Annotated in this window: 14 protein-coding genes; 10 read left to right on the top strand and 4 right to left on the bottom strand. The window is 53.4% G+C overall.

All coding sequences use genetic code 11. The features are described from left to right. Window positions 1-138: 138 nt before the first annotated feature. From QWI17_RS03470 to QWI17_RS03460, 3 genes are all read right to left on the bottom strand, one after another. Window positions 139-417 carry a YebG family protein gene (locus QWI17_RS03470; protein WP_302721110.1) on the bottom strand — a complete coding sequence of 93 codons (279 nt, stop codon included), beginning with the start codon at window positions 415-417 and terminating at the stop codon, window positions 139-141. A 73-nt stretch (window positions 418-490) separates the two neighbouring features. Then, a complete protein-coding gene (locus tag QWI17_RS03465) occupies window positions 491-1669 on the bottom strand; it encodes a PepSY-associated TM helix domain-containing protein (RefSeq protein WP_302721109.1) in 1179 nt (392 codons plus the stop codon). A gap of 10 nt (window positions 1670-1679) precedes the next feature. Further along, the gene (locus QWI17_RS03460) at window positions 1680-3812 is read right to left on the bottom strand and encodes a TonB-dependent siderophore receptor (protein WP_302721108.1); all 2133 of its coding nucleotides are present in this window, start codon (window positions 3810-3812) and stop codon (window positions 1680-1682) included. Window positions 3813-3905: 93 nt separating this feature from the next. Here QWI17_RS03460 and murJ point away from each other — a divergent pair, with 93 nt between their 5' ends. From murJ to ispH, 6 genes are all read left to right on the top strand, one after another. Beyond that, a complete protein-coding gene (gene murJ / locus QWI17_RS03455) occupies window positions 3906-5522 on the top strand; it encodes a murein biosynthesis integral membrane protein MurJ (RefSeq protein ID WP_370659602.1) in 1617 nt (538 codons plus the stop codon). Between the two features lie 123 nt (window positions 5523-5645). Beyond that, window positions 5646-6590 carry a bifunctional riboflavin kinase/FAD synthetase gene (gene ribF / locus QWI17_RS03450; protein WP_302721106.1) on the top strand — a complete coding sequence of 315 codons (945 nt, stop codon included), beginning with the start codon at window positions 5646-5648 and terminating at the stop codon, window positions 6588-6590. A 15-nt stretch (window positions 6591-6605) separates the two neighbouring features. After that, complete coding sequence (gene ileS / locus QWI17_RS03445) at window positions 6606-9407, top strand: isoleucine--tRNA ligase (protein ID WP_302721105.1); 2802 nt, start codon at window positions 6606-6608, stop codon at window positions 9405-9407. A 10-nt stretch (window positions 9408-9417) separates the two neighbouring features. Then, on the top strand, window positions 9418-9930 hold the full coding sequence (lspA, locus tag QWI17_RS03440) for a signal peptidase II (protein ID WP_302721104.1): 513 nt from the start codon (window positions 9418-9420) through the stop codon (window positions 9928-9930). Then, window positions 9923-10372 carry an FKBP-type peptidyl-prolyl cis-trans isomerase gene (locus QWI17_RS03435; RefSeq protein ID WP_302721103.1) on the top strand — a complete coding sequence of 150 codons (450 nt, stop codon included), beginning with the start codon at window positions 9923-9925 and terminating at the stop codon, window positions 10370-10372. The genes lspA and QWI17_RS03435 overlap by 8 nt, the downstream gene beginning before the upstream one ends. Before the next feature lie 126 nt (window positions 10373-10498). Continuing rightward, window positions 10499-11431: a 4-hydroxy-3-methylbut-2-enyl diphosphate reductase gene (ispH, locus tag QWI17_RS03430; protein WP_302721102.1), complete on the top strand. Its 933-nt coding sequence runs from the start codon at window positions 10499-10501 to the stop codon at window positions 11429-11431. Window positions 11432-11435: 4 nt separating this feature from the next. On the opposite strand, the gene QWI17_RS03425 is transcribed toward ispH, so the two are convergent. Further along, window positions 11436-11951, bottom strand: coding sequence for a GspH/FimT family pseudopilin (locus tag QWI17_RS03425; RefSeq protein ID WP_302721101.1), 516 nt, complete (start codon window positions 11949-11951; stop codon window positions 11436-11438). Window positions 11952-12112: 161 nt separating this feature from the next. On the opposite strand from QWI17_RS03425, the gene QWI17_RS03420 reads away from it, so the two are divergent. From QWI17_RS03420 to QWI17_RS03405, 4 genes are read left to right on the top strand one after another with little or no spacing between them, the layout of a single operon-like run. Further along, on the top strand, window positions 12113-12706 hold the full coding sequence (locus QWI17_RS03420) for a GspH/FimT family pseudopilin (protein ID WP_302721100.1): 594 nt from the start codon (window positions 12113-12115) through the stop codon (window positions 12704-12706). 3 nt (window positions 12707-12709) lie between these two features. Beyond that, window positions 12710-13099 (top strand): type IV pilus modification protein PilV, encoded by a 390-nt coding sequence (gene pilV / locus QWI17_RS03415; RefSeq protein WP_302721099.1) that lies wholly within the window; start codon window positions 12710-12712, stop codon window positions 13097-13099. After that, window positions 13077-14153, top strand: coding sequence for a PilW family protein (locus QWI17_RS03410; protein ID WP_302721098.1), 1077 nt, complete (start codon window positions 13077-13079; stop codon window positions 14151-14153). The genes pilV and QWI17_RS03410 overlap by 23 nt, the downstream gene beginning before the upstream one ends. Before the next feature lie 18 nt (window positions 14154-14171). Further along, window positions 14172-14717: a pilus assembly PilX family protein gene (locus QWI17_RS03405; RefSeq protein WP_302721097.1), complete on the top strand. Its 546-nt coding sequence runs from the start codon at window positions 14172-14174 to the stop codon at window positions 14715-14717. The last annotated feature ends 21 nt before the right edge of the window (window positions 14718-14738 follow it).

Here is a 14738-nt window from a genome sequence, read left to right as displayed (position 1 = left end):
AAGCCGCCGCACCGTTGAGGGGAGTGCGGCGGTAAAAGCAGCGGTGATGCGTTGTGGAAGCGGTGCACCACCGCGAGCGCCGTGTGGAGTGACGGCGTGGTGGTGCCGTCCGGCGCAGGGGTGAATCCAGCGGGTAAACTATTGATTGGCCACAAGCGGAGTAACGCTGTCGTCACTGGCCTCTTCGAGCAGTAGTTCGGGCTTGCCCTTACAGGCTTTGGCCAGCACTTCACTCTTACCTGCCAGCAGCAGGCCAATGGCTTCGCTGTGTTCCTCGCTAATGCCTTTAACCGAATTTTCAATTAAATCGGTAATATTGGCCGCCAACTCCAGCATTTTGTCGTGAGCTTCAGCGGCTTTTTTATCATCAAACATCTTTCCATCCCGGTCACATTTCCAGACGGCAACTACAGCCATGGTTTACCTCCATTGCGATACTGTTTAAATGTACAGTATCTGTTGTGGGCGTATGTGTCAACCAGAAAATTATTCAGAATATGGCCATTAGGGCAAGTGCGAGGCTGGCGGCCACTAATCCCATTTGTGGCCAGCGGCTCCAGCCCATGTGTTGCCAGGCCTTACCCAATTTTGGCCCGCTGCGGCGTGTGCCGAGTCTGAGGGCGCAGAGCCAAAACCCGCTGGCGCATAGGGCCGTCATCATGGCGCCAAATAAAAACCAGATAAATTTTGTCAAGTAGCCGGCAAAGGTGCCAAAGTGTAGAGGGTCTGCCATTTCAGCTATGCGCTGGTGGACCGTGAGCGACTCGCCTTGCCGCTTCGTTAACGTGGTTGCGGTGTTGGCATCCACAGCCAAAGTGTTGGCCCGGTCGCGCACCAGCCAGGCGCTCGCTTGCCCTTGCAGTAGTAATGGCTTGTTGGGCTGCACAATTATGCCCTTCAATACAAAGTCGGGCCAATTGTTTAGTGCTTGGTCAATGGCGGCATTTAGTTTGACGGCATTGTGGGGCTGGTTGAGGGTCGCCAAATCAGCCAATGGTTTGGTGGCAGAAGGTGCGGCGCCACCCCAGCGTTCGATGAGGTACCACAGCCCGGTAATGGCTATAAGTGCAATGAAAGGCACGCACCATAAGCCAATGAGTCGGTGCAGGTCGCCCCACCAGCGCCTTGGTGGAGTGTTAGGTTTGGGCCGCTTAGCGAAGCCCTGCCACCACTTTTTGTATATCGGAAATGCGGAGGCAAGTGAAAGCAATAGTGGAAGGCTGAGCAAGCACACTATGGTTAGGCCCCACTTGAGTGGCAACATGAGATGGCGATGGGTTTGACGTAAAAATCGGTGGGCGTTAAACCATGGCTGTATCGCTATAACTTTAGCGGTATAGGGGTCGATGTAAATTCGGTTTAGCTCGCCACTGGCCGTTCGCAAAATGGCTTCACTGGCCATAAACGGAGGTAGCAACCGAAGCGAGCTTACCTGCCCATCTTTAGCGGCCGAGTGCGCGGCTGCCAACAACGTGCCTGCGGGCAGTGGAGCCCGGCCTTCGGCACTGACGCGCAGCTCGGGTGTAATCAACCAATCAATTTCATAGGCGAATACCGCTAAAGTGCCGGTTAGCGAAACAAAAAACAGCAGCAAGGCGAAACTCGCGCCGGCAAAACTGTGCAGGCGAAACCATTGCTGTCGAGTTATTGTTTTCCCAGGTTGGCGCACAGAATGTAACTTAGAACGTGCGGCTTAGGGTGGCGACAACGCGGCGAGGCTCGCCGGGAAAGTGGCCAGTGCGATGAATAAACCCGCTCTCTGCGTATTCCTTATTGAACAAATTGCTTACGTTGAGTTGTAGCTTCCACAAGTCCCATTCGCTTTGCCAGCTGGCGTCGAAAGTGGTGTAAGGCTTCACATAATCACCTTGAATGCTGATTTGATCCGATTTGTAATCTGCCCCGAAAGCAATCGCCGAGCTAATGGAGGGAAAATCGTAGCGGGTCCAGAGACCGATTTGATGTTCAGGCGTGTTGGCAAACTTGTCACCAGTGGCGTTGGTAATGCCTGTGGTCGCCTCCAGTACGCGGGTGCGGTTGTAGCCATAGTTTAAAGTCATGGTCCACAGCGGCTGCAAGTCAGCACTGAGGTCGAACTCAAAACCACGGCTGCGCACTTTGCCGATAGCTACTAAGTCATCGACGCCATCGCCGTCTACATCGCCCTCGGGGTTGCCTTGTAGTACATTGCGTTTTTCAGTTTCATAAATCGCCAGATTAAGGCGTGCACGCCCGTCCCACAGGTTGAGTTTTGCGCCCAGCTCCATATTTTCGCTTTCTTCTGGCGCGAATGGCCCGCCTTTGTCGGTGTCTTGGTTTGCGGCCGACTGTGGTTCAAAACCTTCGCTGTAACTGAGGTAAGTGTTTAGATTCTCAGTGATGTGATACACGCCACCTAAGCGATAGGTAGTAGCAGAGTCGCTGTCGGTTACGCCGTTACTGTCACTTTCAAAATCATTGAAGCGAAGGCTGGCGAGTATGTCGAAGCGCTCGGAGACGCGAACCAAGTCCTGAATGTAGAGGCCCGATTGCGTGAGGCTTGAGGTGGTATCGCTCTCCCAGCCACGCAGGTCTAAACCGTATTGCGCGCGCGAGGTTTGGCCATACAGTGGGTCGTACAGGCTTAACGGTGGCACAACACCGCCGGATTCAATTGGGCTGCCCCGCTTGGCCTTGAAGTCACTGTCTTCGTTGTAGTATTCAAGCCCTGTTAGTAGCTGATGCTCGATACTGCCGGTGGCAAACTCAAACACCAAGTTGGCGTAAGCACTGGTGCCTTCACTATTGCGAATCTGATCGCGGAATTGGCGCGCCATCATATCGTCCACACCGTCGCCGTTGGAATCATAAAGGCCGCGTGGTTCATGGTAGTTTTGTTTTTCCTGATTGTCGTAATAGCGCATTGCGACATCAAGACGAATACCATCGGAAAAGCTATGTTCGATTCGAGAGTAAACCGAGTTTGCGCGCAAGGTGAGAAAGTCGGTGGGCTCATTGTGGTTCCAGCTTGGCGCTACCAGAAAGTTGCCGTCTTCGTCGGCCGGCACGCCTCGTAGTCGGTTTGCGCCCAGTGTTTGGTCAACAAAGGAGTACTTTACCTTGATGCTGGTTTTGTCAGAGGGCAGCCAGATAAAGCCCAAATCACCCTGATCATTGTCGTTGGAGCTGTGCTCGCGAAACGGTTGTTCGGTTTCTTTGAGCATGGCCACGCGATAGCCAAAATCCGAATCGCCTATTTGACCGGTGGCGGCTACGTTCACGCCGGTTAAATCAAAATTACCGGCGACCAGTTGCGCGCGTCCATAGTTTTCGAGTGTGGCCTGACTGGTAGCGTAGTTGATGAGTCCGCCGGGGGCGCCTGCGCCATAAAGAGCGCCACTGGGGCCTTTCAGAACCTCTACCTGATCGACGCCAAATAGGCGCGGGACAGTGAAGCCCGCGTATGGGTCGCCGCGCAGACCGTCGTAAAGCACCTCGTCCTGGCGAAAGCCGCGAAAGGTCACGCCCGAATAACTAAAGACACTGACGCCACTGATGGCGCGGTATAAGTCGCGGGCATCGCGAGCTCCTTGATCCTCAATAAGGTCGGCGTTAATGATCTGAACCGATGCAGGTATACGAGTCAGGTCGGCGTTAATGCGGGTGGATACAGACGTTTCATCGACACGATAGAGCGATTGCGCGCGGCCGGTCACCAGCATGGTTTCTACCCTTTGATCGGCCTTGGTGTCCGCCTTAGAGTCGGCAAGTGTTGCATGGGGTAGAGCGATAGTGACGGCCAAAGCCAGAGTCATTCGTTTGGGGGGGGTCATGTGTCCTCCTGTAATTTGATAGTAATGATAAGTATTATCATTTGTATTTGCAAGTAAAGTTGACGCTGTTCAAGAGGTGGTGGGGTATGGATAATGGCGCTACCAACTATCAGTGCAGGACGAAACGTGTCGACAGCCCCCGTTAAACCTAAGCCCGGCTTGCTGAGATCCAGCTCCAAAGTAGGGGTGATGACCATGGCCTCGCGCGTGTTGGGTTTACTACGCGACGTGGTATTTGCTCACACCATCGGGGCCGGTGGCGGCGCCGACGTGTTTATCGTGGCCTTTAAAATCCCTAACTTTATGCGCCGGCTTTTCGCAGAGGGCGCCTTTGCGCAGGCGTTTGTACCGGTGTTGTCTGAGTACCGGCAAAAAGGCCCGCACGCCGCCGTGCAGGCGCTGGTAGATCGTGTTGCTGGTGCTTTGGGTTTGGTATTGCTGGTTGTGACTGCCTTGGCGGTTGCAGGTGCTCCTTTGGTAGCGACGGTATTCGCACCGGGTTTTCGGGTAGATAGCCCGGAGAAGTTCGCTCTGGCTACAGACATGATTCGCATCACCTTCCCCTATTTGATGTTGATTTCGCTCAGCGGATTTGTCGGCGCTATCCTCAACAGTTACGACCGTTTCGCAATACCTGCTTTTACGCCGGTGCTGTTGAATATCACCCTAATTGCCGCCGCTCTTATCATTTCGCCTATGTTTGAAGCGCCAGCCATGGGGTTGGCCTGGGGGGTACTTGCTGCGGGTGTGCTGCAGTTTCTGTTTCAGCTGCCGTTTCTCAAGCCTCTGAATATTACCCCGGTGCCTAAATTGGATTGGCAAGACCCCGGGGTAAAGCGCATTCTTGCTCTGATGGTGCCGGCGCTGTTTGGCGTTTCGGTCAGCCAGATAAATTTAATGCTGGATACCATTATCGCCTCGCTGTTACCCGATGGCAGCCCCTCTTGGTTGTACTACTCGGAGCGCTTGGCCGATTTGCCTTTGGGGGTTTTTGCGGTGGCGATTGCCACGGTTATATTGCCCAATCTGTCGCGCCAGTACAGTGCCAGTAACCCCGAAGCTTTCTCGCGCACGCTGGATTGGGCCATTCGCATCGTGGTCTTGATTGCCGCGCCTGCCGTTGTCGCCTTGGTTATTATGGCGGAGCCCATTTTGACCACATTATTCCAGTACGGTGAGATGACGCCGCGTGATACCTTGATGGCGAGCATGAGTTTGCGAGCGTACGCGCTGGGCCTGATGGCCTTCATGTTGATTAAGGTATTGGCGCCTGGGTTCTATGCGCGCCAGGATATGAAAACACCGGTGCGAATTGGTGTTGTTGCCATGGCGGCCAATATGCTTCTCAACCTTGTGTTTGTGCTGCCGCTTCACAGCTATTATCAGCTGGGCTTTGTGGGCCTAGCGCTGGCGACGAGTCTGGCCGCTTACATCAATGTGGCGCTGCTTTATCACGGCTTGCAAAAGAGGGGCGTATACATCAGGGCCCCGGGTTGGTCGCCGTTTTTGGTGCGGGTGTTGACAGCCAATATTGCCATGGCGGCACTGCTGCTTTGGGGGCTTAGTGTGTGGCCACAGTGGGGCGACTGGAGCGCGCTTGCGCGGGTTTGGCGTCTCGCGGCACTGTGCCTTGCCGGGGCCGCGGTTTACGGCTTTACCCTACTGGCCACAGGCCTGCGTCCGCGAGATTTCCGTCAGGCTTCTTTTTAGTCTGAAAAGCACAGCAAAGCCGCTGCCTGTCTCGCGTACAACCTGCCTGTGCTGTATACTCTCGCGCCGGGATCGGCAGCTTTGGCGGCCGCAGAGGACGAACAAATGAGTTACGACACCTGAGTGCAATTAATACGCGGTTTACATAATCTGCGACCCGATCATCGAGGTTCGGTAGCAACCATTGGTACCTTTGATGGTGTGCACCTAGGGCATCAGGCCATATTGCGCCAGCTTGACGACGCCGCCCGCGACATGGGTTTGCCATCGGTGGTGATCCTGTTTGAGCCCCAGCCGCACGAGTATTTCGCGCGTGATAAAGCGCCGGCGCGTTTAATGCGGTTGCGCGAAAAGCTTCAGGCGTTGGCGGCTGCGGGTGTTGAGCGGGTATTGTGCCTGAACTTTAACGAAGATTTGCGCAGTTTAACCGCCGAACAGTTTGTCAATCGTATCTTGGTAGATGGGTTGGGCATTCAGCACTTAGTTGTCGGCGATGACTTTCGCTTTGGCTGTGACCGCGCCGGGGATTTCCGGCTGCTGCAAGCGATGGGCCTTGAGCAGGGTTTTTCCGTCACCGATACCTGCACGCTTATGATGGGGCCGGAGCGTATTAGCAGCACCCGCATACGCGAGCTGCTGGCCAGTGGTGATTTTGTCAAAGCTGAAGCCTGTTTAGGGCAGCCGTTCTGTATAGCCGGAAGAGTGGGCCATGGTAGAAAGCTCGGCCGGGAGATCGGCGTGCCTACAGCCAATATACGCCTGCAGCGCTACTGCTCACCGTTATCCGGGGTGTTTGTGATCAGCGCCGACATCGCCGGCGAGACGTTCGCAGGTGTCGCCAACGTGGGCATTAAGCCTACCGTGGGGGGTGAACCGGAGCCTTTGCTTGAGGTCCATCTGTTTGACTTTGAGCGCGATATTTATGGCGTTGCAGTGATAATACGTTTTCACGCAAAGTTGCGTGATGAGCACAAGTTTGCATCTCTCGATGCGTTAAAAGCACAGTTACAAGACGATATTCATCGGGGGCGGGCGTTTATTGCCGGCGTCGACATTAACACCGATTAGGTAAGACTAACGACCATGAGTGACTATAAATCGACCTTGAATTTGCCTCACACGCCCTTTGCCATGAAGGCAAATTTGGCGCAGCGCGAACCCCAGATGTTAAAGGCCTGGGATAAGGCGGGGCTGTATCAGGAAATTCGCAACGCCCGTAAAGGCCGCGATACCTATATTCTGCATGACGGCCCTCCCTACGCCAACGGCGATATTCATATTGGTCATGCGGTTAATAAGGTCCTCAAGGACATCATTGTTAAAAGCAAAACCCTAAGCGGTTTTGATGCGCCTTATGTTCCCGGTTGGGACTGTCACGGCCTGCCGATTGAGCATAATGTTGAGAAAAAACACGGCAAGGCCGGCGTCAAGCTCGACGTCAAAGCCTTTCGTGAAAAGTGTCGCGCCTATGCCGCGCGCCAGGTTGATGGTCAGAAAAAAGATTTTGTCCGGCTCGGTGTATTGGGGGAGTGGAACAACCCTTACCTCACCATGGATTTCAAGTTCGAGGCGGACATTATTCGCGCGCTCGGCAAAATCGTAGAAAATGGCCACCTGCAGCGAGGCTTCAAACCCGTTTACTGGTCAGTAGTGGGGGGCTCGGCGTTGGCTGAAGCCGAAGTTGAGTACCAGGATAAAACCTCGTTTAGCATCGACGTTAAGTTTGCCTTTGCCGACCAATCTAAGGCCGCTGGCGCCTTTAGCGAATTGCAGGGTGAGGGTGAGCTTTCGGTTGTTATCTGGACCACGACGCCCTGGACTCTTCCCGCCAATCAGGCGGTGAGCGTGAACCCCGAGCTGGATTACGTTGCCGTACAAGTGGGCGATGAGCGCTTAGTGATCGCCGAAGGTTTGCTGGAGTCTGTAATGGCGCGCGCTGATATCGCCGATTACAAGGTGGTAGGAACAGTTGCGGGTAAAGCCCTTGAGGGCATGGTGTTGCAGCATCCGTTTTACGATCGTCAGGTGCCCGTTTTATTAGGTGATCACGTGACCCTTGATGCTGGTACCGGCTGCGTTCATACCGCGCCCGATCACGGCATGGACGACTTTATTGTCGGCCAGAAGTACGACATAGAAACGCTTAACTATATCGATGATAATGGCCTGTACCGCGATCATGTGCCGGTATTTGCCGGAGATCACGTCTACAAAGTGGACCAAAAAGTTGTCGATTTACTGCAAGAAAAACAAGCGTTGTTTTGCGAAGGTAAAATCACCCACAGCTTTCCCCATTGCTGGCGCACCAAAACGCCATTGATTTTCCGTGCTACGCCGCAGTGGTTTGTAAGCATGAGTAAAAATGATTTGCGCGGCCAGGTTGCCGAGGCGGTCGAAAGTGTTCATTGGGTGCCCAATTGGGGGCGCGCCCGTATCGACTCCATGCTTGAGTCCAGCCCGGATTGGTGTATTTCTCGCCAGCGTACCTGGGGCGTTCCTATTGCGTTCTTTGTGCACAAAGAAACCGGTGATTTGCACCCCGATACGCCAGCGCTAATTGAGCAAGTGGCTAAGGCGGTAGAGGCCGAAGGTATGGATGCCTGGTACGAACTGGATGCCGCGCCCTTGTTGGGGGATGATGCGGATCAATACCAAAAAGTCACCGATACACTGGATGTATGGTTTGACTCGGGCGTGACCCACTACGCGGTGCTGGAGCAGCGCGAAGGTTTGCGTTACCCCGCCGACTTGTACCTTGAAGGGTCGGATCAGCACCGCGGTTGGTTTCAGTCGTCATTGAAAACTGCCATGGCCATGAACGGCACTGCGCCCTATAAAACGGTATTGACGCACGGTTTTACCGTGGATGCCGAAGGTCGCAAAATGTCAAAGTCCATTGGCAATACCGTCTCGCCACAAAAAGTGGTGAACGAGTTGGGCGCCGACGTGCTGCGCCTGTGGGTAGCGGCGACCGACTTCAGCTCAGAGATGAGCGTGAGCGATGAAATTCTAAAACGTACTGCAGATTCTTACCGCAGAATTCGCAACACGGCGCGCTTTATGTTGGCCAACCTCAACGGCTTTGATCCGGCCACTGATATTGTCACTAGTGATAACATGATGGCGCTGGACCGCTGGATTGTGCGCCGTGCCGAGGCGTTGCAGCAAGAAATTATCAGCGCCTACGACAATTTTCAATTGCACCAAATTTATCAGAAGTTGCACAACTTTTGTGTGGTAGAGCTGGGCGGTTTTTATCTGGATATTATTAAAGATCGCCAGTACACCACCAAGGCCGATTCGCGCCCGCGTTTGTCTGCGCAAACGGCGCTGTATTACTTATCGGAAGCGCTGGTGCGCTGGATTGCCCCGATTTTGAGCTTTACCGCAGATGAAATGTGGCAGCAGGTACCGGGCGACCGGGATGGCAACGTTTTTATTGCCGAGTGGTACGAGCTGCCGGCTATGGCCGACGACGAGTTCGGTGATGCTTTCTGGCAGCAGGTGGCGCAAGTGAAAACTGCCGTAAACCGCGTCATGGAAACGGCTCGTGGCGAAGGCGCGCTGGGTGCATCCCTCACCGCCGAACTAACGCTTTACTGCGATGACAATTTAAAGTCGGTATTGAGTAAAGTGGCGGATGAGCTGCGCTTTATTTTAATCAGCTCCACGGCGGCTCTTGCGGATATTGCCGATGCGCCGGCCAGCGCTGTAGCGACCGAGGTTTCAGGCTTGAAAGTTGGGCTGGCTAAGTCAGAACACGCCAAGTGCGAGCGCTGCTGGCACCACCGCGCTGATGTGGGTGCGGTGGCGGCGCATCCGACGATTTGTCAGCGCTGCGTTGATAACATCGATGGTGCCGGCGAAACCCGCCATTACGCATAAGGGGCTGGCAATGAAAAAATATCTGCACCCTTGGGGCTGGTACCTGCTGGCATTGGTGGTCGTTGGGCTCGATCAGTGGAGTAAGGTGATTGCCGTGGAGTCCCTCAGCTACGGGCAGCCGGTTGCCGTTACCCGTTTTTTTGATTGGACGTTACTGCATAACCGCGGCGCGGCATTCAGCTTTTTAAGTGACGCCGGGGGTTGGCAGCGCTGGTTTTTTACCGCCATCGCCTGTGGCATGAGTGTGTTTATTACGGTCTGGCTGTTTCGCATTGCGCGCGAGCGCTGGCTCGAAAGTATGGCGCTCGGCTTTGTATTGGGTGGCGCCATTGGTAATTTGTACGACCGGGTTACTCTGGGCTACGTGGTCGATTTTATTTCGGTGCACTACCAGGATAAATATTTTCCCGCTTTCAACGTGGCGGACGCGGCCATCTGTTTTGGTGCATTTTTAATGATTGTGCATATGTTATTTTTTTCTGAAGAAAGCAAAGTGAAGCGTAAGGAGTCTGGTCGTGCGTGAGTTATCCGTCGGTCCCGGCACTACTGTGACGTTACATTTTTCCCTCGCACTAACCGATGGTGAGCTGGTGGATTCTAACTTCGACAGTGACCCCGCTGAGTTTACAGTCGGTGATGGCAAGCTGCTCAAGGGCTTTGAGCAGGCGTTGTTGGGGTTGCGAGAAGGCGCTGAAGAGGAATTTGTAATCGGCCCTGAGGGAGGCTTTGGTGCCCATAACCCCAATAACGTTCAGGTGTTGGACCGCTCCGAATTCGAAGCTAATATTGAGCTGGAGGAGGGCTTAATGTTGTCCTTTGCCGATGCGCAAAACACAGAGTTACCCGGTGTTGTCGTTGATTTTAACGATGACGAGGTTACCGTGGACTTTAATCACCCGTTGGCTGGACGTGACATTGTTTTCAAAGTGGCTATTTTGGAAATAAAGCCGGCAACGGTACACTGACTTATTGGGAGACGGGAGACGGGAGACGGGAGAGTGGCGCCGGCTCGACTCATAATCTGACAACCCGTAACCCGTAACCCGTAACCCGTAACCCGTAACCCGTAACCCGTAACCCTAGGCTTATCTATGCAAATTAAGCTCGCCAATCCCAGAGGCTTTTGTGCCGGCGTTGATCGTGCGATTGATATCGTTAATCGCGCTCTCGACGTATTTGGCTCGCCGATTTACGTGCGTCACGAGGTGGTGCATAACCGCTTTGTGGTGGATGGTCTGCGCGAGCGCGGCGCGGTGTTTGTGGAAGAACTCAGCGAAGTGCCGGACGATGTTATTGTTATTTTCAGTGCTCACGGTGTCTCTCAGGCGGTGCGCAATGAGGCCGATCGTCGCCAGCTTAAAGTGTTTGACGCCACCTGCCCGCTGGTGACCAAAGTACATATGGAGGTGACGCGCTATTCACGCGAGGGGCGTGAATGTGTGCTTATTGGCCATGAAGGACACCCTGAGGTTGAGGGCACAATGGGGCAGTACGACGCCTCAAATGGCGGGTGTATATACCTTGTGGAAGATGAGGATGATGTGGCGACCCTTGAGGTGAAAGATCCCTCACAACTGGCCTATGTTACCCAAACCACGCTCTCTATGGATGACACCGCTAAAATCATTGAGGCGTTACGGGCTAAGTTCTCGGATATTGAGGGTCCGCGAAAAGACGATATTTGCTATGCCACCACCAACCGGCAAGATGCTGTACGTCAGCTGGCTTTGGAGTGTGATTTAGTCCTGGTGGTGGGTTCGCCCAATAGCTCTAATTCCAACAGGCTGCGGGAACTGGCCGAGCGTTGCGGAGCCGAGGCTTATTTGGTCGACTGCCCAGAGCAAATTGATAACGCCTGGCTGGCAGGTAAGCGTCAGGTGGGTATTACCGCCGGTGCATCCGCGCCCGAGGCCCTGGTGCAGCGGGTTATTGCGCGGCTGGTAGAGCAGGGGGCTAGATCGCCGCAAGAGGTAGAGGGTATACCCGAAAATATCCGGTTCTCGCTGCCTAAAGAGCTGCGTTAGCAACTTAGCACTCTTCTGGCTTTAACTTCTCTTTGCGCAGCCGGCCCCCTCGGGCCAGCACCAGTTCATAGCCAGGCCCGTCTTCTTTCGGGCAAACAGTCAAGGTACCGGCCTGAAACCCGCCACCTTTGCGGCCGCTGGCCCAGCGGCTCTCGCCTGTGCCCAGGTAAGAGATATAGTCCGCTACGGGCCGGTTGCCCTCCACCCTTACGCTTTCGTGTAACTCTGGCGCCTCGTAAAGTGCCACTTCACCCGCATCCAAAACGCCATTGTGGTTGTCGTCGTAAAATATCTGCCAGCCCTCCTCCCATGAGGCGTTGGCTCTCATGCTGGCCCGACGGTTGGCCTTGATAGCGTAGGAGCGCGTAAGTTGGGTGGCTTCGATCAGGTTCCACATGGTGGTCTCAACCCGCAGACGCTGCAGCAGCCGCTGTAGCGGGGGAGCCGCTAGCGAGCAAAGAATTGCGAGTACAAGCAGGGTAGAAATAGCTTCAATGAGGGTAAATCCCTTTGGTTTCATATCGCCCTCCGTGGCGTATGTATTGGAATGTTGCTCCGTTCAGTCGGAACTGTGAACCGTATATCCTACCGATCGTTCACCAATCGCATCCTTATGTTACTTTAAACAACATAGTAATGGGAAAAATGTTTGTCAATTGCACCTAAGCTGGAGATAAGCTTTTGAATTGGATCGCTCTCACTAAACCTAAACAAATACATGGTCTCAGACAATTTTCGGGCTTTACCTTGCTCGAATTAGTGCTGACGATGCTAACGGTGGGTGTATTGGTAGCCATTGCGACGCCAAGCATGGTCACATTGATAAAAAACAATCGTTCTGATGCACTAGCCGAAGAACTGTCGGTAGCATTGCAAATTGCGCGCACAGAGGCAATTAAGCGAGGTGAAAGAGTTAGCTTATGTGGCGCCAATGCAGCGATGACAGACTGCGGTGGTAATTGGACCGACGGGTGGCTCGTGGTTACTGATAATGCCACAACAGACGGCGCGGCAGCGGTTGTTGTCGGTGAGGTTATTGCGCAATTTGGTGAGCCTCACGAGGATAGTGTGATCAGTGCCGATAACAATGGTGCTGTGTCTTTCGTTAGATATACCAGTCTTGGTGAATTGGCCCGAATTGGTGGTCTTAACAATACCGCCCCGATCGTATTTACGGCGTACATGGAAGGGTGTACAGGCGCAAGGCAACGACAGATAACGGTTGGCGTGGCTGGGATGATGAACGTCAGCAAATCGGAATGTCCGGGATATTAGTGTATGAATAATCTCAAAAAGCAGTGCGGAGTAGGCATGATCGAGGTGTTGATAACGGCCCTGATTCTCTCAACGGGTCTTATGGCTATCGCGGCACTGCAGACACGCTCTATTCAATACAACAGCAGCGCCTATTTGCGTTCGCAAGCCAATATTATTGCCTACGATATCCTGGATCAGTTGCGGGCAGGGTCAGCATCAGAGTGGGACGGTGGTGCAATTGTCGAACCCGACAATGTCGATGATTTGGTCTCTATTCTTCCCGACGGGGAAGGAGCAATAGAGTGCGTCACCAGAGTGTGTACTGTGTCCATCACCTGGACTGAGCCTGTTGAAGGCGGCGTAGAGGGTGAAGGCGAGGAGGCAACCTTTGAATACACTTCGCGAATTTAAAGAGGTTGGAATGAAGCAGCAAAAAGGTTTCTCTTTGGTTGAACTGATGATTGCCATTACGGTCGGGATTGTTCTGATGACGGGTGTGGTGCAAATGTTCCTGTCCAGTAAAACTGTTTTCACCACTCAGCAAGGTATGTCTCGGTTGCAGGAAACAGGACGACTGGCTGTAGACTATATTTCGCGTGATATACGTCAGGCGGGATACTTTGGCTGCGCAAATATAACGTCATGGAACCTTAAAAATAATCTGGCCAATCAAGCGCAGTACGGCAGTAATTTTAGTCTTGATAACTTGGTTCGTGTTTACACAGCTGAAACTTTGCCTGTCGGTTTAGATCTGGATCCTGCTCCGGTCGCTCAGTCACAAGTGTTGATTGTGCAGAGCGCCAATGAGAGGTCTGTAGCGGTTACCAAAGAAAATACAGCCGACAGTGTGTTCGTGGACCTGACGACGGCTGAGGATGCAGACTGCCCTAGCGATATTTGTGCCGGCGATGTCGTTGCCGTGGCTGATTGTGATAAAGCTATTATTTTCCAGGCAACTGGTGTGGCGGGCTCCGAAGCCAGTGGAGAGGTCACTATTACTCATGAAGCTGGTGCGGATCCAGGTAATAGTCGGCTCACCTGGGGAGGTGGTGAAGCCCGTGTTGATATCGTCGACACGGGTGCGGAGTTGTTCGGATTGAGCAATGTCGTGTACTACGTCGCACAACCTGATGCGGACGAGCCGCCAGGGCTATATCAGAAAGTGCAGTTCAATCCTGCCTACGAGTTATTGCAGGGTGTAGAGGCTATTAATTACTTTGTCGGTGAGGATGTTAACGCGGACCGATCAGTGGATGCGTTTGAGGAAGTCGCCGCCGACACTAATTGGTCTAATATTGCGGCGTTGCGAATGGACATATTGGTACAAACACCAGACGACAATGTATCGAGTGACAAGCAAACCTATGAGTTTTCTGGAGCGGGTGCCGAAGCGGTAACGGCTGACGATAATCGCATTCGCCAGGTATTTTCCACCACTGTTGGCATTCGGCCACGTTTGAATTAATAATTGGAGCAGTGTGACATGCAAAGCGTAACTTACTACCAGCAGCGCGGTGCCACAATTATTGTGGGACTCATAATGTTACTGGCTCTGACTATAGTAGGGCTATCTGCAATACGGGGCACGGCGTTGCAGGAACAAATGGCCGGCAATATGCGTGACCGACAGCTCGCGTTTCAGGCATCAGAGGCCGCACTGCGTGAAGCAGAGGCTGAGCTTATTGGTGGGGTGGCTGCTGTCAATTTGAATGCCGTGGGCTTTCAGGAAATGTTTGAGCTGCAAGACACCCCCGTGCTGACCAGTACGGCATTCTGGGAGGATTTTGATACCCATTGGAAGGCACAAACGGCCGCCTACTCAGAAGATATCCCCAGCGTGAGTGAGAAACCACGTTATTTGGTTGAAGAAATTAGTTTCTATGGTTCTGGGCTTGATGGTAATGCCAACGACTTTGCCAGTTTAATGAAGGCGGGTATGGATATTCGCTATCGGGTAACGTCTCGCTCTGTGGGCGGCTCGACGGATGCACAAGTTATTGTGCAGTCTACTTATCGAAATGAAATTTAATCTACTCCCGTAATGCTCTAC

This window comes from Gilvimarinus gilvus (assembly GCF_030518155.1).
Taxonomy (GTDB): domain Bacteria; phylum Pseudomonadota; class Gammaproteobacteria; order Pseudomonadales; family Cellvibrionaceae; genus Gilvimarinus; species Gilvimarinus gilvus.
Note: the sequence above shows the minus strand (reverse complement) of the source record. Positions and strands in the feature narration are given on the sequence as shown.